This window comes from Amycolatopsis ruanii (assembly GCF_003385175.1).
Taxonomy (GTDB): domain Bacteria; phylum Actinomycetota; class Actinomycetes; order Mycobacteriales; family Pseudonocardiaceae; genus Amycolatopsis_E; species Amycolatopsis_E thermalba.
Window position 1 is genome coordinate 93,073 of the sequence record NZ_PQHY01000004.1, and the last position, 23,426, is coordinate 116,498.

The 23,426-nt window shown below is 71.1% G+C and carries 18 protein-coding genes and 1 pseudogene; 5 read left to right on the top strand and 14 right to left on the bottom strand.

The annotated features are described in order from the left end of the window. Window positions 1-13 precede the first annotated feature (13 nt). Genes D0D28_RS03360 through D0D28_RS03375 form a run of 4 tightly spaced genes read left to right on the top strand, consistent with a single transcriptional unit; the run spans window position 14 to window position 6,930 of the window. On the top strand, window positions 14-1,522 hold the full coding sequence (locus D0D28_RS03360) for a DUF3375 domain-containing protein (RefSeq protein ID WP_116109679.1): 1,509 nt from the start codon (window positions 14-16) through the stop codon (window positions 1,520-1,522). After that, window positions 1,515-2,366, top strand: coding sequence for a DUF4194 domain-containing protein (locus tag D0D28_RS03365; RefSeq protein WP_116109680.1), 852 nt, complete (start codon window positions 1,515-1,517; stop codon window positions 2,364-2,366). The genes D0D28_RS03360 and D0D28_RS03365 overlap by 8 nt, the downstream gene beginning before the upstream one ends. Then, a complete protein-coding gene (locus D0D28_RS03370; protein WP_162830966.1) occupies window positions 2,363-5,767 on the top strand; it encodes an ATP-binding protein in 3,405 nt (1,134 codons plus the stop codon). Before D0D28_RS03365 ends, D0D28_RS03370 begins: the two co-directional genes overlap by 4 nt. Continuing rightward, window positions 5,764-6,930: a Wadjet anti-phage system protein JetD domain-containing protein gene (locus D0D28_RS03375; protein ID WP_116109682.1), complete on the top strand. Its 1,167-nt coding sequence runs from the start codon at window positions 5,764-5,766 to the stop codon at window positions 6,928-6,930. The genes D0D28_RS03370 and D0D28_RS03375 overlap by 4 nt, the downstream gene beginning before the upstream one ends. Window positions 6,931-7,208: 278 nt before the next feature. Here the strand turns inward: D0D28_RS03375 and D0D28_RS03380 are convergent. The 4 genes and pseudogenes from D0D28_RS03380 to D0D28_RS03390 all read right to left on the bottom strand — a co-directional run. Continuing rightward, window positions 7,209-7,484 (bottom strand): annotated as a pseudogene (locus D0D28_RS03380) (type II toxin-antitoxin system death-on-curing family toxin); the annotation flags it as partial. 186 nt (window positions 7,485-7,670) lie between these two features. Further along, on the bottom strand, window positions 7,671-11,138 hold the full coding sequence (locus D0D28_RS03385) for a CHAT domain-containing protein (RefSeq protein WP_116109683.1): 3,468 nt from the start codon (window positions 11,136-11,138) through the stop codon (window positions 7,671-7,673). A gap of 3 nt (window positions 11,139-11,141) precedes the next feature. Then, complete coding sequence (locus D0D28_RS36005; RefSeq protein ID WP_167481433.1) at window positions 11,142-11,282, bottom strand: hypothetical protein; 141 nt, start codon at window positions 11,280-11,282, stop codon at window positions 11,142-11,144. After that, window positions 11,282-11,920: a DUF6338 family protein gene (locus D0D28_RS03390; RefSeq protein ID WP_116109684.1), complete on the bottom strand. Its 639-nt coding sequence runs from the start codon at window positions 11,918-11,920 to the stop codon at window positions 11,282-11,284. The genes D0D28_RS36005 and D0D28_RS03390 overlap by 1 nt, the downstream gene beginning before the upstream one ends. 142 nt (window positions 11,921-12,062) lie before the next feature. On the opposite strand from D0D28_RS03390, the gene D0D28_RS03395 reads away from it, so the two are divergent. Next, window positions 12,063-12,941, top strand: coding sequence for a helix-turn-helix domain-containing protein (locus tag D0D28_RS03395; protein WP_116109742.1), 879 nt, complete (start codon window positions 12,063-12,065; stop codon window positions 12,939-12,941). Here D0D28_RS03395 and D0D28_RS03400 read toward each other — a convergent pair. From D0D28_RS03400 to D0D28_RS03445, 10 genes are read right to left on the bottom strand one after another with little or no spacing between them, the layout of a single operon-like run. Beyond that, window positions 12,885-13,793 (bottom strand): alpha/beta fold hydrolase, encoded by a 909-nt coding sequence (locus D0D28_RS03400; RefSeq protein ID WP_116109685.1) that lies wholly within the window; start codon window positions 13,791-13,793, stop codon window positions 12,885-12,887. The genes D0D28_RS03395 and D0D28_RS03400 overlap by 57 nt on opposite strands. A gap of 1 nt (window position 13,794) precedes the next feature. Further along, complete coding sequence (locus D0D28_RS03405) at window positions 13,795-14,478, bottom strand: isochorismatase family protein (RefSeq protein ID WP_116109686.1); 684 nt, start codon at window positions 14,476-14,478, stop codon at window positions 13,795-13,797. Beyond that, window positions 14,465-15,130, bottom strand: a complete 666-nt coding sequence (locus D0D28_RS03410) for an SRPBCC family protein (RefSeq protein ID WP_116109687.1) — start codon at window positions 15,128-15,130, stop codon at window positions 14,465-14,467. Before D0D28_RS03410 ends, D0D28_RS03405 begins: the two co-directional genes overlap by 14 nt. Continuing rightward, window positions 15,127-15,624 (bottom strand): (2Fe-2S)-binding protein, encoded by a 498-nt coding sequence (locus D0D28_RS03415; protein ID WP_116109688.1) that lies wholly within the window; start codon window positions 15,622-15,624, stop codon window positions 15,127-15,129. The genes D0D28_RS03410 and D0D28_RS03415 overlap by 4 nt, the downstream gene beginning before the upstream one ends. Then, window positions 15,621-18,023 carry a xanthine dehydrogenase family protein molybdopterin-binding subunit gene (locus D0D28_RS03420; protein ID WP_116109689.1) on the bottom strand — a complete coding sequence of 801 codons (2,403 nt, stop codon included), beginning with the start codon at window positions 18,021-18,023 and terminating at the stop codon, window positions 15,621-15,623. The genes D0D28_RS03415 and D0D28_RS03420 overlap by 4 nt, the downstream gene beginning before the upstream one ends. Next, window positions 18,020-18,883 carry an FAD binding domain-containing protein gene (locus D0D28_RS03425; protein WP_116109690.1) on the bottom strand — a complete coding sequence of 288 codons (864 nt, stop codon included), beginning with the start codon at window positions 18,881-18,883 and terminating at the stop codon, window positions 18,020-18,022. The genes D0D28_RS03420 and D0D28_RS03425 overlap by 4 nt, the downstream gene beginning before the upstream one ends. A gap of 19 nt (window positions 18,884-18,902) precedes the next feature. Beyond that, window positions 18,903-20,297, bottom strand: a complete 1,395-nt coding sequence (locus tag D0D28_RS03430) for an MFS transporter (RefSeq protein WP_094002720.1) — start codon at window positions 20,295-20,297, stop codon at window positions 18,903-18,905. 37 nt (window positions 20,298-20,334) lie between these two features. Further along, window positions 20,335-21,606, bottom strand: a complete 1,272-nt coding sequence (locus D0D28_RS03435) for an FAD-dependent oxidoreductase (protein WP_116109691.1) — start codon at window positions 21,604-21,606, stop codon at window positions 20,335-20,337. Continuing rightward, entirely contained in the window at window positions 21,603-22,373 is a 771-nt protein-coding gene (locus D0D28_RS03440; RefSeq protein WP_116109692.1) for a maleate cis-trans isomerase family protein, read from the bottom strand. Before D0D28_RS03440 ends, D0D28_RS03435 begins: the two co-directional genes overlap by 4 nt. Next, window positions 22,370-23,416, bottom strand: coding sequence for a leucyl aminopeptidase (locus tag D0D28_RS03445; RefSeq protein ID WP_116109693.1), 1,047 nt, complete (start codon window positions 23,414-23,416; stop codon window positions 22,370-22,372). The genes D0D28_RS03440 and D0D28_RS03445 overlap by 4 nt, the downstream gene beginning before the upstream one ends. Between the last annotated feature and the right edge of the window lie 10 nt (window positions 23,417-23,426).

A 23,426-nucleotide genomic window follows, 5' to 3' on the forward strand; every position in this document is an offset into this window, starting at 1 on the left:
ACTGGGAGGTTGCATGAGCAGGGTTCTCGGTGAGCTCACACGGGCACAGGACGCACTTGCCCGTCCCACACTGCGCCTCCTGGACGGCAAGTGGGCGGCATTCCGAGTCGCGGTGTTCCGTTGTTCGTTTTCCCGCGATCGCCGGTCGGTCCAGACGGACGTGCTCCACACCCAGATCGACACGTATCTGACCGAGCTGCAGCGCGACGGCATCGATGTTCCGCCGAGCATGAACGGACGGGCACTGTGCAACCTATGGGTCAACGACCAGTGGCTGTTCCGGGACAACGCTGCAGATGACAGTCTTGTCTATTCGCTGACCTCGTCGGCGTTGGAAGCGCTCGACCTGGTGCAGAACCTGTCTCGTGACCGCGTGCTCGTGTCGGAGTCGCGGCTGACGACGATTCTGGACACGGTCCGCCGGTGGGCACTGGAAGCATCGCCTGATGCTCAGGCCCGCATCGAGCGGCTGAACAGCCAGATTCGCGAGCTGGAAGCCGAACGTGATCGCCTCGAAACGGGCGGCGACGCGGCTACAGCGTCGGACGAGCGGATGCTCGACGGGTACACGAACCTCATCGATCTGATCGGCCAGCTGCCCTCGGACTTCAAACGGGTCGAGGAATCCGTGCTGGACATGCATCGCAAGATTCTTCGCGACTTCCGCGACGAGGACCGCCCTGTTATCGACGTCCTCGACGAGTATCTCGCGAGGCAGGACGAGCTGGTGAAGGAGACGCCGGAGGGACGAGCGTTCGATGGAGCGTTCGTTCTGCTTCGCGACGACGCGCTCCTGCTGGAGCTGCGGGAGAACGTTCAGGCACTCCTCGCGCACCCGGCGGCGGAAGTCCTCGACACGAGAGACGTCAGCGAGATCCGCGGGGCGGTGACGATCATTCGCCAGGGCATGAAGGACGTGCTCGCCCAGCGCCGGCGGCTCACCGCGACGTTGAAGGAGCACATCGTCAACCGCGACGTGCTCCAGGAGCGCGAGCTCGACCGGGTGTTGCGAGGGATCGAGCGTGAACTGGCGAAGTGGATGGAGACCGCGGGTCCGCGAGCCACGGTTCCGGTCGAACTGCTGCCGCCCGTGGCGAAGGTGGGCCACCTGCGTACCCGGCTCTGGGATCCCGCCTCGGCCGAACCCCCGCCGCCACTGGAACGGGTCGACGACGACGGTCTGGAGCCACCCACGGTCGAGGAGCTGCGAATGCAGGGCGGGCCTTCGCTTGACGAGCTGCGGGCGGCGTTGATCGACGCCTTCACCACCGGCAACAGTGACACGGTGGGACATCTGTTCAATGAACTGCCGAAGCGACTGCGGCGCCCCGTCGAGGTTCTCGGGCTCCTCCACCTCGTGTCGCGTATCGACGCGATGAGTGACGACGACGAAACCGAGGTGTTCGAAGCGATTCGCCCGAACGGCGATCGACGTCACTTCCTGGTACCCAGGATGTCCCTCACCCCTACCGAAGCCGCAGCGCTCGCCGGTCTCACACTCAACGGATCCGCTGGTGAGTGACACCACGGACGGGTCGGCCGAGAACGCCGCTTCGTACTTCCTTCAGGCTGGCGCTGGCGAGGACTTCGACTCGCACGTCGACGACGACACCGAATTCCTCGACGACGACACCGAATTCCTCGGCGACGTCGACGAAGGCTTCGCCGGCGAGGAAAAGCAGGAAGGATCGTCGCTGGCACTGTTCGAAGGAGACGCGGGCGGTCTGTCGCTCGAACAACGCCGCGCCTTGGTCGCACTGCTGAAGCACCGGTTCATCTCGGCGGCACGGAATCCCGCGGAATGGCGCGTCATCCGAGAGGATCCGGTTCCGATCAAGTCCCGGTTGAACGACATGTTCCTCGATCTCCACGTGGATCCGAACCACGAGGTCGCGTTCAAACAGCAGGCGGCCTCCGAAGGTGGCGGGCGGGAGTTTCCGACGCTTCTCCACGACACGGTGTACACCCGTGAGGAGACGATTTCGCTGGTGTTCCTGCGGCACCGATTCCAGAGCGAACGAGCGTCCGGGCACGAAGACGTCACCGTCGAACGAGACGAACTCATCGCGCACATTGCCTCGTTCCGGCCGGCTCACGCGACCAACCGCGCGGGTGACGAGTCGAAAGCCAACAACGCCATCGACAGCCTGATCAGGGCGAAGGTCCTCACTCGCACCAATGACGCGTCCCGTTTACGGATCTCTCCGGTCATCGCGGTCCTGCTGCCGTTGCGAAAACTCCAGGAGCTGTGGGAGTGGCTCATGCAGCTCAACGGCACCGAACCCGGCACCGGGGCAGACGACGCGCTCGCTGTCGACCCTGCCCATGCGGCTCCCGCGAAAACCGAGGGAAAGGCATCCAGTTGACGACTAACCACTCCGAGCGGCAGCTGCTCCGCCTTCCCGGCACCACCGAGGGGGCCACGCAATGGAAGGTCGACACGCTCCAGCTGATCAACTGGGGCGGCTTCCACGGCCACAGCATCGTCAGCTTCGCGCCGACTACCACCCTGCTGTCCGGCGCATCCGGGACAGGTAAGTCGACCTTGCTCGACGCCTACATCGCGGTGATGATGGACTCCAACATCCCCTTCAACGGCGCGTCCAACGACGCGACCGTCGGACGTGCCCGAAGCGCCGACCAGCGTAGCCTCATCTCCTATCTACGCGGCAAGCTGGATACGAGCCGGATCACCGGTGGCGGGTTGGCCGACCAGGTTCTGCGGGGAGAAAGCTCCGCGACATGGGGGGCGCTGGCGGTCACGTTCGTCGACGACAACGAACATCGCTACACCGTCGCCCGCCTCTACCACGTTCCCCGCGCGGCTACCAAGGACAGCGATCTCACCCGGAAGATGTGCATCGTCGAAGGCACGATCGACCTGTCCGAGGTCGAGCCTTTCGCCAAGGACAAGTTCGACAAGCGGACGGTCGAGGGCAGATTTCCGAACCTGAAGATGCACGAGACCTACGGGTCGTTCTCCCAGGCGTTCTTCACGCGGCTGGGTATCGGCGCCCACGGCGACGGCGCCAAGGCACTCCGCCTGCTAGCGCGCATCCAGGCCGGATACCAGGTCCGCACGGTTGACGACCTGTACAAGTCCATGGTCATCGACCTACCGGGTACCTACGCCGCCGCGGACGACGCGGTCGAGCACTTCAAGAATCTCGAAGACGCCTACGACGCGATGGAGACCGAGGGACAGAAGTCCGAGGTTCTCGCCCGGATTCCCGAGCTGCACCGGGACCGGCAGGAAGCACTCGAGAAGGCTCGCCTGATCGACACGTTCGGTATTCATCGAAGCGGGGACACGCCGTTCACTGTGTGGATGCTCGGTACCGAAGACACCCTGCTCGAAACGGCCGAAACCGCCAGGCGCAGCCAGCGGGCCCAAGCCGTCAAGGACAAGGGTGAAGCCGAGAAGCGACATGCCGAGCTGACATCTCGTAAGATCGATGTCGAAGCCGACCTCCGCAAGAACGAGTCACATGCGACGCTCGCCCGTCTCGAAGCGGAGATCAACCGGCTCGGATCCGACTTGAACGCCGCGTCCGCCCAACGCGCCACCTTCGACGAGCTGACGGCCCGGCTCGGCCTCACCATCGACAACGAGGACGACTTCACCGCCACCCAGAAGCAGTCCCGCACGTTCGTCGACGGGTTCGAGGCCGCACTCGAGGTCGTCAATGCGCGACGGCACGCTCTTCAAATCGCCGTCTACGAGCCCAGCAAGGAGAAAGGCGAGCTCGTCGACGAACGCGACTCGCTGGCACACCGCGAAGGACGCATGGATCCGAAGCTGGACAAATCGCGGATGATGATCGCCCACGCGACGGGTATCCCGCCGGAGGACCTGCCGTTCGTCGGCGAGCTCCTCGACGTGCCGGCTGAGCAGAGGAAATGGCGGAAGGCCATCGAAACCACTCTCTTCGGCCTCGCCCGCGTCCTCCTCATCGACGCAGACGAGCTCGATCGAGTCTCTCGTGTGATCGACCCACTCGACCTTCCGCACCGGGTCAACTACGAAGGAGTGCATCTCACTTCGTACGAACCCAGAGATTTCGACCCGGCCTACGTGTCGGGGAAACTGGACTACAAGCCCACGCGCTTCACCGCATGGGTCCAGGACCGCATCTCCGGCGCCGGCGTCGATGCGTTGTGCGTCGACAATGCCGGCGGGCTGGGTGGAGGGGGCCGCCGCGTCACAGTGAATGGCCAAACCCGCAGGGGAAGGTCCGGCGCTCACGGCTCGATCAACGCGCCGTACGTCATCGGGTTCTCGAAGGAGGAGCGCCTGGCAGAGATCGAGACCCGCCTCGACGAACTGGAGAAGGTCCTCGGCGATCTCGACAGACGGCGAGCCGACGTCGACCGCGAGTTCACAGCGCTCCTCGCGGACAAGAGTTCCCACGAACACATCCTCTCCACCAGGTGGCGCAGCATCGATCCCGACGGCGTCCAGCGTGAGATCGACAGCCGAGAACAGCAGAGGAAGCGCATCCTGGCCTCGGACGACGCCCTCCGCACGTTCCAGGCCGAACTCGAAGCCCTCAACACCAGCTTGAAGGACGCCGGAGGCAAGATCTACGCGGCCGAGCAGACCATCGAAAGGCTCGATGCCGACCTTGGCGAGATCATCGACCGGAAGGACCACATCGTCGGGGAACTCCAGCGCATCAACCGCGAGCAGGCCGTCACGCTCACCGACGAGCAGTCAGCCTATCTCGACACCCAGTTCGCACAGGTCGCAACCGTAGGAGACCTCAGTGGGTTCCGAGCTGGGGCCGGCCGTCTCAAGGGGAGGCTCGTCGAACTCGAGCAGGGAGAACTGGGCAAGGCCGACAAGGCGACGCAAGCACTCGAAACCGCGTTTCAACGGTATCTGGACCGGTGGGACGACCCGAACCTGTCAGCCTCGATCGAGAACTACCCGTCATTCCGGCGCATACTGGACAGCATCGTCGCCACCGGCCTCCACGAACGCCGACAGGAATGGGCGAAACGGCTCACGGACTGGTCCGGACAAGATCTCGTACCGCTCGCCGGCGCGTTCGGTCTCGCGATCGACGACATCCGCAACCGGCTCGAACCCGTCAACAAAATTCTCGCACAACTCCCGTTCGGCGCCCACCGTGACCGGCTCAAGATCGATCTGCGCGAGTTGAACCGCGACGACATCAAGAAGTTCAAGAGGGAACTGAACACTCTGTCCCGAGCCGACATCGACGCCTTCACCGACGACCAGGTCCAAAAGTGGTACAGGAAACTACGCCGGTTCATGGGCGCGATCCGGAAGGACACCGCCGGCAAGAACAACCGCGACTACTTCCTCGACGTGCGCAAGCACATCGAGATCACCGCCGTCTCCTACGACAGTCACGGTCGTGAGCGGTCAACCTACGCCGCGCTCGGCGGGAAATCAGGTGGTGAGTCCCAGGAGCTGGTCGCCTTCATCGTGGGCGCCGCACTGCGCTTTCAACTCGGCGACGAAACCGACGCACGACCCGGATTCGCGCCCGTTTTCCTCGACGAAGGATTCGTGAAAGCCGACAGCGAGTTCGCGGGCCGTGCGGTAGACGCGTGGAAGGGCCTCGGTTTCCAGCTCATCATCGGCGCCCCGTACGGCCAGTTCACCGCGCTCGAGCCACACGCCAGCCACTTTCTGTACATGGCGAAGAACAGCCGCGGCTACTCGTCCGTGAAGACCCTTTCCCGAACGGAACGCCGAGCGGACGCACAGGCAGACGTCACCGAGATGCCCGCATGAAAACGCCCGCCGACGTCCTCGGCGACATCCGTCGACGACTCGACCGCACCTGGGCCGGTGACGTCGCCGGCGCCACGACATCGTGGCCACACCGGTTCGCCCTCGGCACGACCACGAAGACCCAGCTCGAAGCCGGCTGGCAAACCATCTACCAGCCGCGAATCCGGCAGTGGCGCGACTGGGCCCGAGGACGTCCGGTACGGCTGCACACCCAGCAGAAGCGGGTATACACCACGACCCAGGACATCCCCACGCACCTCGAAATCGTCGATGTCGGCAGCGCCGCCGCTGTCGTCGGCGATGGCTGGGAGAGACGACTCGCGAAAGCGCGGGCTCACCTGACTCGTGTCACCACCCACTTCCCCGCCGCCGCCGACCCCGCCCTCGTCATCCGCACAGCCAACCGCTACGAGGACACCGACTTCGAGCTCCTGCTCACCGTCGCCGCCTGGTTCCAGGCCCACGACGCCAGTGGCTACACACCACGTCAGGTCCCGATACCCGGTGTCCACTCCAAGTGGCTCAACACCCATCAGCCGCTGATCCTCGCACTCACCGGACGTGACAGCCTCGGCCTCCTGCCCAAACACCCCGCCCGCATCCACTTCAGCTACCTCGACCCCACCTACCAAGCCTCGGGCGCACGTCGCCACGACTCCGCGACCGTCGGCGACAGCGTCACGCCCGCTTACGCCCCGACCGTGGTCATCATCTCCGAGAACAAAGACACCGCGATCCACTTCCCGCCCATCACCGGCGGTATCGCCGTCGAGGGTGGTGGATTCGGTGGCAAGACCGCGGCCGCCTTCCCCTGGCTCACCGCCGCGCCGCACCTCTACTACTGGGGTGACATCGACGCGCATGGCTACGAAATCCTCAACGGCTGGCGCGACGACGGCGTGCCTGTCGCCAGCATCCTCATGGACACCACAACATACGACACCTACGAGCCCTACGGCACCAATACAGACCAACGGGGCCAACGCCTCGAACCGGGAAGCCCCAAGTCCCTGCCACACCTCACGCCGGACGAGCGCGCCGTTTATGAACGCCTCACTGACCCGATGTTTCGCGGTTACCGGCGCATCGAACAGGAACGCATACCGCTGCACACCGCCGCTAGCGTCGTTACTGCTCGCACCGCGTCCTCGAACGGGCACTGATAGCGGCTCACCTTCGGGGCTCCGCGGTGGGTGGATGACCAGCGGGATCCGATGTTCTAGCGCAGGTGTGCCGTCGACGGGGTGCCAGGGATGAGCTGGATGTTCGGTGATCGCTGGAGAAGTCAGGTCGGTTCCACGGCCACCGGAGTCACCGCCAACCGGGCAGCGACCACCGAGGACTGGAGCGGGGTGATGCCCCCGAGAGGGAAGACGGGCACGTACGCGACGACGTCGGTGGCGAGCCGACTGCCGGCGGTGCCGCGGCCGCCTGTCGGCGGTCAGGCGCCGAAGCGGAAGCCGGCCGGGTCGCGTAGCGGGGTGACGCCGGGACGCGTCCACCGGGCCAGATGCTCCGCGGCCTCCGGGTCGGCACCGTTGAGCCCGTGGAACACGAAGACCGCCATCCACCCCAGCCGCTTGTTGCCGTCGATCAGCGGAGGGTTGCGCACGATCGACTCGAGGAGGACGGCGGCCTTCTCGTGCAGGCCGGGATAGGCGTCCTGCCCCATCACCGACACCTGCGGGCGGTGCGCCGCGGAGTCCAGCAGCCCGACGTGCTCCTTAGGTCCTGGCCCGCGCGGAACGCCTTGCCCGCGCCGGTCAGCACCACCGCGCGCACCGCCGCCTCGTGCTTGCTGACACCCTGCGCCTCGGCGAGCATCGCGAGCGCGCTCCTGCTCCTCGGTCAAGCGCAAAGTCATGGCCACGCACCCGACGATACCCAGCTGGTATCAAGATCATCAGGCGCCGAAGTGGACGTGGGCCGCCCACACGGACGGGAGGTTCGGGTACTTCTCCCGCAGCGCGCGGGCCGTCCGGTGCACCGCCGTCGCCGTCGTCCCGGCTCCGGGTGTGAGCAGGTCCCGGTAGATCCACTGCGCCAGCACCGGCGCGACGGCGTCCTCCACCCGCCACAGCGTGCCGACGACCTGGGCGAACCCGGCGATCTGGAACGCGGCCGCCGGGTGGATCGCCTCGTCGGACAGGGTTTCGCTCGTGCGGGCGGTGTCGCAGGCGGACAGGTAGGCGAACCGCGCGTCCGGCAGGCGCAGCCGGGACACGTCGACCACGCGCAGCGGGGCGCGGGCGTGGTCGTGCAGCACCAGGTGGCTGTCCGACGGGTTGTCCGGATCGCTGTACCCGTGGCAGGCGAAGTGCACCCAGCCGGCGGACGGCAGCGCGTCGAGAACGGCGTCGCGGGTGGCGTCCGCGCCGGCCAGCACCGTGGCACCGGGGACGTGGGCGGCGAGGAACTCCGCTTCGGCCCGCGCGCCGGGCAGGTCGGCACCGTCCGGAGTGGACGGCATCGCGACGACGAGCAGCCGCGGCCGCTCGCCACTCCCCCGCCGCCGCGTCCGCGCGTGGGCCAGCGCCCGGACCGTCGGCGTGACCGACGAGATCACCCGGTCCATCACCGCCGGGCCGCCGCCGCGGTGGTGTCCGGCGGCGTGCAGCGGGAGCAGGCTGAGCACGCCGACCGGCGCCCACCAGATCCGCGATCCGGTCACGCCGATCGCGTCCAGGACCGGGCCGGCCACGGTGTCCCACAACCATTCCAGTGTGTCGTGGATCGTGCGCTCGGCGGCCTGCCGCTCACCGGGTTCCGCGGCCAGCGCGGCGCGGAAGGCACGCACCCGCTGCCGCAGCGCGTCTTCGGTCAGGTCCGGCAGCGGCCGGGCGCGGACGCCGTCCGGGGTGAGGATCACCGCGTCGCACCGGTAGCGGCTGACGTTGACGTAGACCACCGGGCCCTCGTGCGCCTGCGCCGTCAGATCGTCCAGCGACGGCGGCCGGAGGAACCGGTCCAGCCCCGGCAGTTCCCGGATGCGCACGGCCAGCGCCTCCAGTTCCGCGGCGAGCGCGAGGCGGTCCCGCGTGGTGTCGGTTTCGAACTCCGCGCCCAGCGCCTCGAACTCCGCCGCCAGCCCGGGCGCCCGCTCGCGCAGCTCGGACAGGTCGCCGCGGCTGTCGAGCGCCTGGGCCGCCAGCACGCAGCGGCCGGACTCCAGCACGGTCACCGCACCCTCGGGGTCGCCCGCGTTCAGCGCGCACGCGGCCGCGTCGGCGGCGAGCCCGGCGAAGCGGCCCAGCCAGTACTGGGCGTCGCCCCGGTCCAGACGGCGGCCGGCGAGCTGGGGCAGCAACCCGACCGCGACCGCGTAGCCCTCGGCCGCCGTCGCGGGCAACCCGCCCTCGGCGGCCAGCTCGCCCCACCGCTCGGCCGCCTCCACCCGCCGGACCGTCGGTGATCCGGCGAAGAGCGCGGCCTCGCGGTAGACGTCGAGCGCCTCGGTGAGCGCGTCGCGGTCGCCGGACCGGCGGAACCGCAGCCGCAGCGCGTCGGCGAGCGTGCTCAGCGTCGTGGTCCGCGAGAACGCCTCGCCCTCCCGGCCCCGGACCGCTTCACGCGCGAGCGCGACGGCCTCGTCGAGGATCGCCGGGTCCGTCTCCCCCGCACCGGGCCGCGCGGACCAGTCGCACAACGCCCCGGCCAGACCGGCCACGTAACCGGCTCGCTCCGGGCTGCCCTCGGCGGCCGCGGCCACCGACGCGCGCCGCGCGGCGATCGCCTCGCGCAGGGCGTTCTGGTCGCCGAACCGGGCGTAGGCGGTGCCCAGGGCGCCGCCCAGGTTCGCCAGGCGCAGCGCGCGGTCGGGGTGGCCGGCCGGGGTCGCGTCGGCGGCGGCGCGGTGCACGCGGATGGCCTCGTCGAGGGCTGCCGCCCGGCCCGTCCGCTCGAACCAGTCCGACAGCATGGTGGCGAGGTTGCCGAGATGGCGGGCGTGCCCGGCGACGCGGCCGGCGCCGAGGCGGACGGATTCCCGCGCGGCGTCGAGCGCGTCGGTCAGCATCCGCAGCTCGCCGGTGACGCGGAACCGGCGGTGCAGCGTCGCGGCGAGGTTGGCCAGCATCACCGGGTGGTCCGGGTGCCCGGCGGTCGTGGCGGCGGCCGCGCGGGCCGCGTCGATCGCCTCGGTGAGCAGGGCGAGCTCGCCGGTGGCGAGGAACAGCGTGTTCAGCGTGACGGCGAGGTTGCCCAGGTACCGGGGCCGCCGCGGGTCCCCGGACGGCGCGCACCGGACCGCTTCCCGTTGCAGCTCCACCGATTCGGTGAGCGCGGCGCGGTCGCCGAACGCCTCGCCGCGCTGCGCCAGCGCCGCCGCGAGGTGGTCCAGCCGCTCGGCCCGGTGCGGGTGCCCGGCGGGCGTGGCGGCGATCGCCGCGCGGCCGTGCCGGACGGCCCGCTCCAGCAGTTCCGGGTTCCGGGTCCGGCCGAACTCGGCGGCGAGCAGGCCGGACATTTCGGCCTCCACCCCGGCGCGGTCGGCCACGTGCCCGGCGCGCTCGGGGCGTTCGCCGGTGAGCGCGGTCCACTCGCGCTGGGTGAACAGCAGGTTCGTGGAGAACCGCGAATACCTCGGGTCGCCGGGCGGGGTGATCGCGACCAGGGTGGTGCGGGCTTCGACCAGCTCGGCCAGGTCGTCGCGGGTGCCGGTGAGCCGGTGGCGGTCGTCGAGCAGGACACACAGGTGCGCCAGCCGGTCCAGGTGGTCGGCCGAGCCGGCCGGGGTGAGCTCGACGGCGCGGCGCGCCGCGTCGACGGCCTCCGGCAGCACCGCGGGGTCACCGGTGTGGGAGAACCAGCGGCGGAGCAGAACCGCGAGGAAGTGCAGGCTGCGGCCGGTGATCTCGGCGTCCGGTGCGTGGCGCGCCGCGTCCCGCGCCTGCTCGATGCCTTCCCGCAACGCGTCCTCGTCGCCGGTCACGGTGAACACCGTCAGCAGCGCGACGACGAGGTTGTCCTGGTAGTCGGCCTTGTCCTCGGGCGCCGCGCCCTCGACGGCCTGCCGGCTCCACCACACCGCGTCGTCCAGGGTGGCCGGGTCGCGGTTGTGCTGGAACGCGGTGTGCAGCACCATGCCGAGGTTGTTGGCGTGGGCGGCTTCCTCGGCCGGGCGGTCCGCGGTGAGCAGGACCGCCTCCAGCAGGCCGTCGACGGCTTCCCGCAGGTAGCTCAGGTCGCCGGTCTGGTGGAACCGGGTCTGCAGCAGGCCGCCCAGGTTCCGCAGGTAGGTGGTGCGCTCGTCGCCGCCCGCGGCCGCGAGCGCCTGGCGTCCGTACTCGATGGCCGTCTGGACCGAGGCCGGGTCCGGGCTGTGCCGGGCCACCCGGTAGGCGTCCCAGAACCGCTCGCCCCAGTCGGTCACGGGTCAGTCCTCGGCCGCCTGGGAGGTGCCGGCGGACCCGGCAGGCGGGTCCTCGGGTTCGGTGACCTCGCGCTTGGGCGTGTAGCCGCGCGACACGCTCGTGCGCACGATCTCCTCCTCTTCGGGGGTGAGTTCGCGGTCCATCACTTCTCCTTCCCCTGGTCCGGTTCGACGAACTCCAGCACGTCGAAGTCCTCCGCCCGCAGCCGCAGGCCCGCCGTGCCGTGAACGCGCGCGCCGAAGCTGCCGTCCGGGCCCATCACGCGCGCCGATTCGAGGTACAGCTCGGGCGGGTGCGGGTAGGAGGAGGCGTAGGAGCGGTGGCCGTACCAGCCGCCCGCCCAGTTGCCGTCCTTGAGGCGGACGCGGACGAAGCACGGTTCGCGGTCGCGGAAGGCGTGGTCCCAGGCGGTGGGGGTGCGCAGGTACCGCGAGCCGCGGCGGCGGCGCTCCACCAGCGACACCGCGCCGGCCGCGAGCGCCGGGACGACGAGGAACAGCAGCACCGCCACCGCGCCGACCAGACGGGGCTGCTCGGTGAACCCGGTCCAGTCGCCGGGCCCGGTGCCCCGGGCGAGCCGGACGAGCGCGGGCCCGGCGACGATCGCGTAGGCGGCGTCGAGGGCGATGGAGGCGACGATCGCGCGCAGCACCCGCTCGCCGAGGTCGCGCTCCCCCGGCACCGGCCCGCGCCGCCGTTCGCGCACGAACTGGTAGGTGATGCCGGGCAGCACGAGGAGGACGAGCAGCGCGAGCTGCACGACCGTCGACGGTGCCTGCATCGCCTCATCCCCTCCCGGACGCCCTCGGCGTGATCACGCTAGCGCCAAGCCGCCCCGGGTTGTGCCGGACCGCCCGGTTTCGCCCGAACGTCGGCCGCGTACCCGGCTCGTTCACCGCCGGGATCTCGGCTACGTTCGGATGATGTTCGACTCGCCCGACTTCGATCTGGCGCCCTACGCGGGGTTCGGCACGTCGGCGCCGGTGCGGCGCACCTACTGCAGCTGGGCCGACGCGGGCTGGCGGTCGCTGCTCGTGCAGTGCTTCGACCACGCGCCGGCGGTCGAGCAGCTCCGGCTGCCCGGCGTGTCCGACGTCCACCTGATCCTCTACGTGGCCGGGGACGTGGACATGCGGACGCGCGCGGACGGGAAACCGGTCCGAGGCCGCCGGGTGCCCGGCGACCTCGAACTCGTCGTGCCCGGCCGTGCCAGCGTGCGCGACTACCGCGCGCACTCCGCGATGCGCACGATCCAGGTGCACATCCCGTCGGCGACCCTGGCCCGGACCGCGGCCCAGCTGGACGGCCCGGCGCCGGACTTCGCAGCGCTGTCCGCCGCGCTGGCCGCGGGCGATCCGCTCGTCGGGCAGCTCCTCCGCGCGCTGCCCGCCGCCCGCGACACGGACGATCTGTACGCCGAATCGGCTGCCGCGTTCCTCGCCACGCACCTGGTGACGCGCGGCCGGCACGCGCCGCCGCCGGGGCCGGAGCACGCCGCCGTCCGCGCGGCCATCGCCGTCATGCGGGACCGGCTGGCCGAGCCGCTGGCGATGGCCGACATCGCCGCCGAGGTGCACCTGAGCGTGTACCACCTGATCCGCGTCTTCCGGGCGGCGACCGGCGAGACACCCCACCGGTACCTCACCCGGCTGCGGATCGAGCAGGCCCAGCGGCTGCTGTCCGGAACCACCCTCACCCTCGCCGGCATCGCCGCGCGGTGCGGCTTCGCCAGTCCCGGCGCGCTGTCAGCGGCGTTCCTGAACCAGGTCGGCGTGCGGCCCTCGGCCTACCGCGAGAACTGATCGCAGCGCCTCCCGCAGGGCGGTGAGGGCGGGTGCGGGCTGGTCCCAGAACACCATGTGCCCGGCGTCCGGGATCGCGACCAGTTCGGCGGCCGGGTTGGCGCGGCCGGCTTCGGCCGCGCCGGCGGCGGTGACGACCGGGCTGTCCCCGCCGTACAGCAGAACGGCCGGGGCGGGCACGTGGGGCCAGTGGTCGAAGAAGTCCTCCGACTCGAAACCGGCGTGGGTGGCGGCGATCGCGGTGCGGGAGCACGACGACAGCCACCGGGCACGCAGCTCCTGTTCGCGGCGCGGCCACCGGGGCCAGGACCGCGCCACCTCGTCGGCGTCGGTGCCGCGGCGGGCCTGGTCGAGCTGGCCGAGGAACGCCTCCAGCGTGGTGGGATAGGGGCCGCGGCCGGGGCCGCTCATCGGTGGGTCGGCCAGGATCGTGCCGCGCACCTCGCAGCGGGCGGTGGCCGCGGCCGCGATGCGCGCTCCCATCGAATGTCCGAAGAGGACCGGCCGGTCCAGCCCCAACCCGGAGGCGACGGCAGCGACATCAGTGGCGTAGGTGGCCAGGTCGTAGCCCTCCGGCCCGGTATCGGCACTGTCGGACAGCCCGCGGCCGCGGACGTCGAGCACGATCGGGCGCACCAGGCCGGTGAGTTCGCGCGCCACGAAGTCCATCGTGATCGCGGGGCTGGTGATGCCGGGCAGCACGAGCAGCGGGATGCCGTCCGCCGGCCCGTAGTCGAGCAGGTGCAGCCGCACCGCCCCGGACCGGACCCAGCGGCTGGTCGCCGGGACCTCGGCGAGGTCGGCGAGCGCGGGCTGGCTCAGCGTGCGCGCGGACGGGGACTCGGGAACCATGTCAGGACACCTTTCTGCCGGCTCGGTCCGGCGCGTCGAGGTAGGCCGCGGCGTCGGCGAGTGCGACCACGTCGGCGTACTTGGCCTGCAGGTCGAACAGCGCCGCGTCGTGCGGCCCGCGGGCCCGGTCGCCGCAGGCTTCGCGCACGACGAGGGTGTCGAAGCCGGACTGGACGGCGTCCACGGCGGTCGCCCGGACGCACCCGGAGGTGGTGGCTCCGCAGACGAGCGCGGTGTCCGCGCCCAGCCCGGTCAGCAGCGCCGCCAGCCCGGTTCCGTGGAACGCCGAAGCGCCCTTCTTCAGCACGAGGTGGTCGCTGTCGCGGCAGTCCAGCCGGGGGTCGAGCGCAACGGCGTCACTTCCTTCGCGCAGGCCGCGCATGCCGGGCGCCTTCCGGAGCCAGGCCACGGCGTCCCCCTCGGCCTCGGCCGGGGTGTAGCTGATCGCGGTGTAGATCACCGGGACGTCACCGCGTCGGGCCGCGCTCACGAGCGTGGCGGCCGCGGTCACTTCGGCGGTGAGGTCGGCTCCGGACGGGAAACCGGGTTCGGTGAAGCCGCGGGTCAGGTCGACCACGATCAGGGCCGGGCTCTGTCCACGGGGGACGGTGGCGCCGAACCCGGCCCGGTCGTAGACAGCGTCGGTCTCGGCGCCGTGCAGGCCGCGGTGGTCATCGACGGGCACGCTGCAACTCCTTGATCAGTTTGTCCTGGGTGCGGATCCGGCCCAGCAGCCAGCCCTGGAACAGCGGGAGCGCGGCGGCGGCCGCGACGGCGGCGTACCGCTTGGCGCCCGGGGGCAGCAGCATGGCCAGCCCGTCGAGCGACTCGCCGCCGTCCGCCGGTACCGGCGCCGCCGGGGCGGCGGCCCGGGGCTCCTCCCCCGCGCCCGGCTGGGCGCTCAGCTGGGCGGCGAGGTTGCGGGCGAACTGGTCGAGCAACCGGGCCGACACGGCACTGATGGCGCCCTTGCCGAACTGGGCGAGCTTGCCGCGGAGGGACAGGTCGGTGCGCAGGTCGATGGTGGCGCCGCCGGGGGCCTCCCGGACGATCAGCGTGACGTCGGCTTCGGCGTCGCCGTTGCCGTGGGTGTCCGCTCCCCGCGCCGACAGGCGCAGCCGCCGCCCGGTGGTGTCGACCTCGGTGAAGCGCACCTTGCCGGAGTAGGCCGCGGTGATGGGGCCGACCTTGACCTTGACCCGGCCCAGGTACGCGTCGCTCTCCTGCCCGTCCAGGGTCGCGCCCGGCAGGCAGCCCGCGACCCGCTCGACGTCGTTGATCAACGCGAACACCGCGCCGGGATCGGCCGGGACGGACAGCTGGTTTTCCAGGATCACGAGGTCACTTCCTTCTCGGTGTCACGACGGCGGGCCGCGGTCGCCGCGACGGCGTCCACGATCGTCTGGTAACCGGTGCAGCGGCACAGGTTCGCCGAGACCGCTTCGCGGATCTCCGCGCGGTCCGCGTCCGGTTGCTGGGCCAGGAATCCCTCGGCGAGCATCAGGAATCCCGGCGTGCAGAAGCCGCACTGCAGCCCGTGGTGCTCGCGGAAGGCCTGTTGCAGGTCGGACAGCTCACCGTCCCGGCTCAGCGATTCGACGGTGCGGATGTCGGCCGACTCGGCCTGGACGGCGAACACCAGGCAGGCCCGCACCGGTTCGCCGTCCACCAGGACGGTGCAGGCTCCGCACACGCCGTGCTCGCACCCCGCGTGCGCGCCGGTGAGGCCGAGGTCGTGGCGCAGGACGTCGAGCAGGGTCTTGCGGGGCTCGACGACGGCCTCGTGCTCGCTGCCGTTGACGGTCAGGACGATCAGGTGCCGGTCGGTCATGAGGCGGTACTCGTTTCTCGCTCCGGGGCCGCGTCGAGCGCGGCGAGCACGGTCTGCGGGTGCACCGGTGTCGTGTCGAGTTCGACACCGGTGTGGCGCAACGCGTCGTTGATCGCGTTCAGCACCGCGGCCGGCGCGCCGATGGTGCCGCCTTCGCCGGCGCCCTTCGCGCCGTTCTCGGTGAACGCGCAGGGCGTTTCCAGGTGGGACACGGTGATGTCGGGGATCTCGGTGGCGGTCGGCACGAGGTAGTCGATGAAGCTGGCGGCCGACGGTTCACCGTTGCCGGCGTAGGTGACCTCCTCGAACAACGCGCCGGCGATGCCCTGGGCGATCCCGCCGCGGCACTGCCCGTCGACGACCTGCGGGTGGATCACCACCCCGCAGTCCTCCACGCACACGTAGCGCAGGATCGTGATGGCGCCGGTGCCCGGGTCGGCCTCCACGACCACGGCGTGCGTGGCGTTGGAGAAGGTGCCGTCGCCGGGCACGTCGAAGCTCGCCGTGGCCGTCAGCGTCGGTTCGACGTCCTTGGGCAGCAGGTGGCTGCGCAGGTAGGCGACGTCGGCGATCTCCTCGAACGACGCGCGCCGGCCCGGGTCGTCGATCTGGACGACGCCGCCCGCACCGTCGAGGCGGACGTTGTCCGGACTGGTCTCCAGCAGGTGCGCCGCGATCCGGCACAGCAGCTCACCGAGCCGCGTGGCCGCCAGCGCCACGGCCGAGCCGCCGATGGTCACCGACCGCGAGGCGAAGGTTCCCCACCCGTAGGCGATGCGCTCGGTGTCGCCCTGGCGCAGCTTCACCTGGTCGAGGTGCACCCCCAGCCGGTCGGCGACGATCTGCGCGAGCGTCGTCTCGTGGGACTGGCCGTGGTTCATGGTGCCGCTGGTGACGACGACCGAGCCGGTGGTGTCCATCCGGATCTCGGAGATGTCGAACCCGGGCACCACGGTCATCTTCCGTTTGGCGAAGGCGCCCGACCCGTACCCGGTGCGCTCGGAGAAACAGCAGAAGCCGATGCCGAGGTGCCTGCCCTCGGCGGCCGCGGTCTCCCGGAGCTCGTACCACCCCTCGTCGCGCAGCGTGGCCTCGGCCAGGTCCAGCGACTCCCGGTAGGTGCCGGGGTCGTAGGTGACGGCGTTGACCCCGGTGTAGGGGAACTGGGTGATCAGGTTCCGCCGCCGGATCTCCAGCGGATCGAGGCCGAGTTCGCGCGCGGCGCGCTCCATCACCCGCTCGATCGCCATCACGTACTGGGGCCGGCTGACGCCCCGGTAGGGCGCGGTGGGCGCCTTGTTGCTGGTGATGGCGCGGGCCCGGACCCGGTAGGCGGGCACCCGGTACACGCTGGGCATCTCCGCCGAGGCCATCAGCGGCTCGATCCCGGCGGTGAACGGGTAGCAGGAGTAGGCGCCCATGTCGCACACGATGTCGGCGTCCAGGGCGGTGATCCGCCCGCCGGCGTCGAACGCCGCCCGGGTGCGGTAGCGCTGCTCCCGGGCCAGGAACCCGGCCGTCAGGGCCTCGCGCCGGTCCTCGATCCACTTCACCGGCCGGTTCAGGCGCCTCGCCGCGGCCGCCACCGCGATCTCCTCGCGCCCGACCACGCACTTCTGGCCGAACCCGCCGCCCATGTCCGGGACGGTGACCCGCACGGTCCGCTCGGGCACGCGCAACGAGCGGGCGAGCGCGGTGCGCACCTGGTGCGGGACCTGGGTGCACATCTGCACCAGCAGCTGGTCGTCGTGGTCGTCCCAGGACGCGATCACGCCGCGGGTTTCCAGCGGGAGGGCGTTCTGCCGTCCGCTGCGGGTGACGACCTCGACCACGCACGCGGCGGCCGCGAACGCCTCGTCCACCCCGGGGGTGTCGAACATGGACACGTCCAGCAGCACGTTGCCGGGTGCTTCCTCGTGCACCAGTGGCGCGCCCTCGGCGAGCGCGGTCTCCTCCGACACGATCGCCCCGAGGGGCTCGTAGTCCACGACGGCCAGTTCGGCGCCGTCCTCGGCGAGGTAGGGGTCCCGCGCGACGACCAGCGCGACCGGTTCGCCGGTGAACCGCACCTTGTCCCGGGCCAGGATCGGCATCGCGGTCGGCGCGAACTCCTCGGGCGGGCGGTCCAGCAACGCGACGATGTCGCCCAGATCGAGGTCGGCCGCCGTCCAGGCGGCGACGACCCCGTCGACCGCCAGGGTGGCCGACAGGTCGATCCCGGTGATCCGGGCGTGCGCGACCGTGGCGCGGACGAAACACGCGTGCAGCGTGCCGGGCGGCTGGATGTCGTCGACGAAGCGTCCCCGGCCGGTGAGCAGCCGCGGGTCCTCCCGCCGGGGCACCGACGCGCCGACCCACCGGCCGCCTCGCCCGTCGAACCGCGGAGCACCGTCGCTCATCGCGTCACTCCTTTCTCCCACGCCTGGTGCAGGGCCTGGACGACGAGCGTCCGGGTGAGCCGGCGGCGGTAGGCGCTGCTGCCGGCGGCGTCGCCGGCCTGGTCGACCGCGGCGGCCGCGGCGTCGGCGCACGCGGCGAACAGGTCCCGCCCGGGGTCACCGGCGGCGAGGACGGCCTCGGCTTCCGGGACCCGGACGGGCGCCGGCGCGACGCCGCCGACCACCACCCGGCCCCCGTCCTCGTGGAGGCTGACCGCGACGTCGACGATCGCGAAGTCGCCGTGGCGGCGGGCGAACTCGGTCAGCGCGGCCCGCGGCGACGGCCGGGTGAACCGCACCGCCGTCACCACCTCGTCCGGTTCCACGGCGGTGGTGTAGAACCCGTGGAACATCTCCGCGGCCGGGATCTCCCGCCGCCCGCCGGAGCCGTCGGCGACGATCACGGCGTCGAGCAGGAGCGCGAGCAGGCACCACTCGGCGGTGGCGTCGCCGTGCACGATGCTGCCGGCCACCGTGCCGCGGGAGCGGATCGGCAGGTGCCCCACCCACCGCATGGCACGCGAGAGTACGTCGAAGTCCGGCCCCAGCTTCGCCACCTCGACCGCCCGGTGGGTGACCAGCGCCCCGATCTCCAGCCCCGCGCCCGCGCGCCGCAGGCCGGTCAGGGCCGGATCCCGGCGCAGCGGCCCCAGGTCGACCAGGGCCGTCGGCCGGGCGAGCCGGAAGTTCATCATCGGGACCAGGCTCTGCCCGCCGGCGATCAGCTTCGGCTCCTCGCCCGCCGCGGCGAGCTCGCCGAGCAGGCCGATGGCGTCGGGCACGTCGTGGGCCCGGTGGTAGGCGAACGCGGCGGGCTTCACGGTGTCGACCTCCTGTCGTTCACGGCACCTGCGTGGTTTTCGCGGGCGCCTCGGGCTTGGCCGGGACGGCGATCCGGTCGAGCTCGCGGCCGCGGGTCTCCGGCGCCCCCAGCATCATGAACACCACCGCGGCCACCACGAGACCGCCCAGCACGGTGAACGTCAGCGGCAGTCCGAGCACCGGCCACAGGAGACTGCCGAACACCAGCGGCGCGAAGCCGGTCACGGCCCGGCTCGACGACGACGCCCAGCCGAAACCGGACGCCCGCAGCTCCGTCGGATACAGCTCGGACACGTAGGCGTACATCACCGGGATGACCACCAGCGCCAGCATGCCGAACGCGCCGATCGCGATCACGGCGCCGGTGGGTGAGCCCAGCAGCAGCGAGAACACCACGAGCGAAAGCGCCGCGAGCGGCCCGGCGACCGCGACGATCCGCTTGCGGCCGACCTTCTCCACGAGCAGCACCGCCACCGCGACGCCCACGATGCCCAGCGCGTTCATCAGCGCGGTCGAGGCGAAGGCCGCGATCTCCCCGAACCCCTGGGCGCGCAGGATCGACGGCATCCAGCTCAGGGCGGCGTAGTACACCAGCATGACGCTGATGAACAGCGACCACGCGACGGCCGTGATCCGCGGGCTGAACGCCCACACCCGGCGCAGCTGGTCGAACGCGGCCGTGAGCGCGCCGCCGCGAGTGTCCTCCACGACCGCCGGCGGGATCGTGTACGGCTCGGCGGGCGCGCCCGTGCGGCGGACGAGGTCGTCGATGACCGCGCGGGCCTCCGCTTCCCGGCCCTTGCGCACCAGGTACAGCGGGGATTCCGGAACCCCGCGCCGGACCCAGAACAGCAGCAGCGCGGGCAGGATCATCAGCACCAGCATCCAGCGCCAGTTCCCGGACACCGGGACCAGCAGGGTCGCCGTGACGGCGGCCAGGGTGGTGCCCACCGGCCACCAGCCGTCCATCGCCGAGAGCACCCGGCCGCGGTGGCGCCGCGGGGAGAACTCGCTGACGATCGCGTAGTCCACCGGGATGCACCCGCCGAGCCCCACCCCGGCCAGGAACCGCAGAGCCAGGAAGACCTCCACGTTCGGCGAGAGCGCCCCGAGCACGGAGAACAGGGCGAACACCAGCAGCGTGATGCTGAACGCCCGTTTCCGGCCGATGCGGTCGGCCACGGTGCCCCACACGACGGCCCCCACCGCCATGCCGATCAGGTTGGCGGTCGCCACCAGGCCCTTCTGGCCCGGTGACAACCCGAACTCGGTCCCGACCAGCGGCGTGAGGAACCCGTTCAGGGCGACGTCCCACGCGTCGAACATGTAGCCCAGACCACCGATGAGGAAGATCTTCCCCTGCACGCTCCAGCGCCAGGGCAGGTCCTGGACGATCTGATCTCCGGTACGCATGAATCGCTCCGTTGCGATTGTCGGCCAGTTCCGCGCCTCAGCGGGCGAACTGGTAGTTGATGGACTCGGTGTCCGGATCGGTGAGCGGGCTGCCGTTCCACAGCCAGTCGTAGGACACGTCGGACTCGCCGTCGAACCGGCGCAGCTTCTCGTCGCGCTCGCGCTGCTCGGGACCGTCGGGCAGGTGGTAGAAGCTCATGTTCTGCAGGGACGCGTCCTGGACCATGCCGGCGTGCTTGGCGCGCCGGTCGACGTAGCGGATCAGGGCGCCGTCGATCCCGTCGCGGGTGACGCGTCCCAGCTCCTCGGCGAGCACCGCCGCGTCCTCCATCGCCTGGGACGCGCCCTGGGCCTGGTAGGGCAGCATGGCGTGGCAGGCGTCGCCGAGCAGGGTCACCCGCCCGTCCACCCACACCGGATCGCGCCGGCGCCGATACATGGCCCACACCGACACATCCTCGTCCTTGGCCTTCGACAGCACGGCCGGGACCCGGTCGTCCCAGTCCCGGTACTCCGCCGCGAGCTGCTCGGCGGTCGCCGGGCCGCTCCACTCGCGGGCGATCGTGTCGGTGCACGGCACGATCGCGACCACGTTGAGGTACTGGCCGCCGCGGATCAGGTAGTGCACCAGGTGCTTGTCCGGGCCGTACCAGATCGTGGAGTGGTAGCGGTCGACGAGGAACCGGGTGGCCGGGTCCTGGGCGACCAGGTCCCCGGGGATCAGGGCGCGGTAGGCCATCTCGCCGGAGAACACCAGCGTGTCGTCGAACCCGGCGAGATCGCGGACCGCGGAGCGGATGCCGTCCGCGCCGATCACCACGTCCCCGGTGAACCGGCGGCCGTCGGCGGTGATCGCCGCCGGGCGTTCCGGCTGGGCGCGGTCCAGCTCGACCACCCGCGCGCCGGTCGCCACCTGGACCACCGGCCCGTGGCCGTCCGGGTCCACGCACGCGTCCAGCAGCACCCCGTGCAGGTCGGCGCGGTGGTAGTGCCAGTACGGGGCGCCGTAGGTGTCGGTGACCCGCTGTCCCAGCGGCAGCTGGGCGATGATGCTGCCGTCGGCCCACCGGCGGCGGACCTGGTCCTGCGGCTCGGTGCGCACCCGCTCGAGCTGCGAGCGCAGGCCCAGTCCGATGAGGATCCGGCTGGCGTTGGGCGCGGTCTGGATGCCCGCGCCGATCTCGCCGAGCTGCGGCGCCGCCTCGACCACGGTGACCCGCAGGCCCCGCTGCCGCAGCGACAGTGCCGCGCACAGCCCGCCCAGGCCGCCCCCGACGACCACGACTTCGAACGACTGGCTCGCCGTCACGCCGGCCTCCTCGTCTGGTCTGTGCCCGCGAGCAGCCGCCCGGCCCCCGGCACGCGCGGCGGGAGCCCGAGTTCGGTCAGGATCCGGAACGTGGTCGCGGTGGCCGCCGACAGGACCGGGATCCCGGTCTCGTCCTCGACGGGCTGGATCGACGGCAGCGACGGCATCTGCACGCACGCGGACAGCACCAGGGCGTCCACTCCGGACAGATCGAGTTTGCGGTAGTGCTCGCGCAGGTCGTGCGGGTCCAGCCGGGCCACCGCGAGGTTGTCCGGCACCTCCAGCGACAGCGCGTCCACCACCTCGACCCCGGCGTCCTCGATGTAGTCCGCCACCGCCTTGGTCAGCGGCTTCAGGTACGGGGTGATGATCGCGATCTTCGCGGCGCCCAGCGCCGCGAGGCCGGACAGCAGCGCCCCCGCGCTGGACACGACCGGCGCGGCGCAGCCCTCGGCGCGCAGAACGCGGGTGATGTCGTCCTCGGCCGTGCAGTGGTAGCCGGGTCCCTGGGCCATGATCGCCACCAGGCAGGCGGTGGCGACCACGTCCGGGCGGGCGTCGGCGAGCTCGGCCGCCGCGCGTCCGGCCTGGTCGTTCATCGCGCGCAGCTGCTCCGGGTCGACGTGCTGCATGCGGGCCCGCGCGGAGTGGAAGACGAACGCCTCCCCCGGCTCGGCCTCTTCGCGGGCGCGCAGCATCCGGGGCAGCTCGGTCTCCATGGTGAGGTTCGAGCTGGGGACGATCATCCCGATGTGGTGGTCGGTCATCGCTTCGCCGCCGGGCGCATCTCCGGCACGGTCAGCTCGCCGGCGTCGACGATCAGCTCGTCGTCGAGGTAGAGCGAGTTGCCGCGCATCGGGATGTCGAAGTGGCAGGCGGTGTCGTTCGGGCCGCCCAGCTCGTTGTTCGGGCCGATGGAGAACATCACGTTGCCGTAGAAGCTGCGCAGCTCCATCCCCATCCCGCCGGGGAACTGGGTCAGGCCGTGCCAGTGCGCGCGCTCGTCCAGGCCCCAGCCCACGTGGCTCATCCCGTAGCCGCGGGGGTCGTGGAAGCTTTCGATGTAGGAGCGCAGCAGGTCGGCGTCCAAACCGGACGATCCGGCGCCGCCGCGGATGTCGCGGATGAAGCCCTCCTCGATGGTGATCTCCACCGGGGTCTGCACGTAGGTGTTGAACGGCAGCAGCACGTCCCCGGGCGACAGCACGATCTTGCCGTCCACGCCGTCGGCGGCGCCCCCGGTGAACACGAACGCCGCGGGCCAGTGGTCCCAGCGGCCCGGGGTGTCGGTGTAGCCGTACTCCGACAGCGTCGGGTACACGCCGAGCCGGTAGGTGACGTCGGTGCCGGCCGGGCTGGTGATCCGCATCGTGCTCGCCTTGGCCAGCAGCTCGGCGCCGATCTCCACCCGCTCGCGCAGCTCCTTGGTGGGCATCAGCCGGGCCAGCAGCTCGGGCGGCTCGACGGCGGTGAGGATGCGGGTGCCGGCTTCCTGGATGGCGAACTGCTCCTTGCTGAACAGCAGGAACGTGCAGTCGACGACCATGTCCACGCCCTTGAGCGCGTCCACCGCGCGGGGGATGTTCCCCAGCCCGGAGTCGCCCACCGCCCACGCGCCGGACGCGCTGGCCGGCGAGGGCAGGCGCATGTGGTAGGTCGCGGCGCCCAGCTGCTGGGCGGCCCACAGGAAGGCGTCGGCGTACTCCGCCCGCTCGCCGCCGCGGGTCAGCACCACCACGGTCTCGCCCTCGTGCACGCCCGAGAGCGTCAGCTGGCGCAGGCAGATGTCGTTGAACAGGTTCTGGTCCATCGTTGACCAC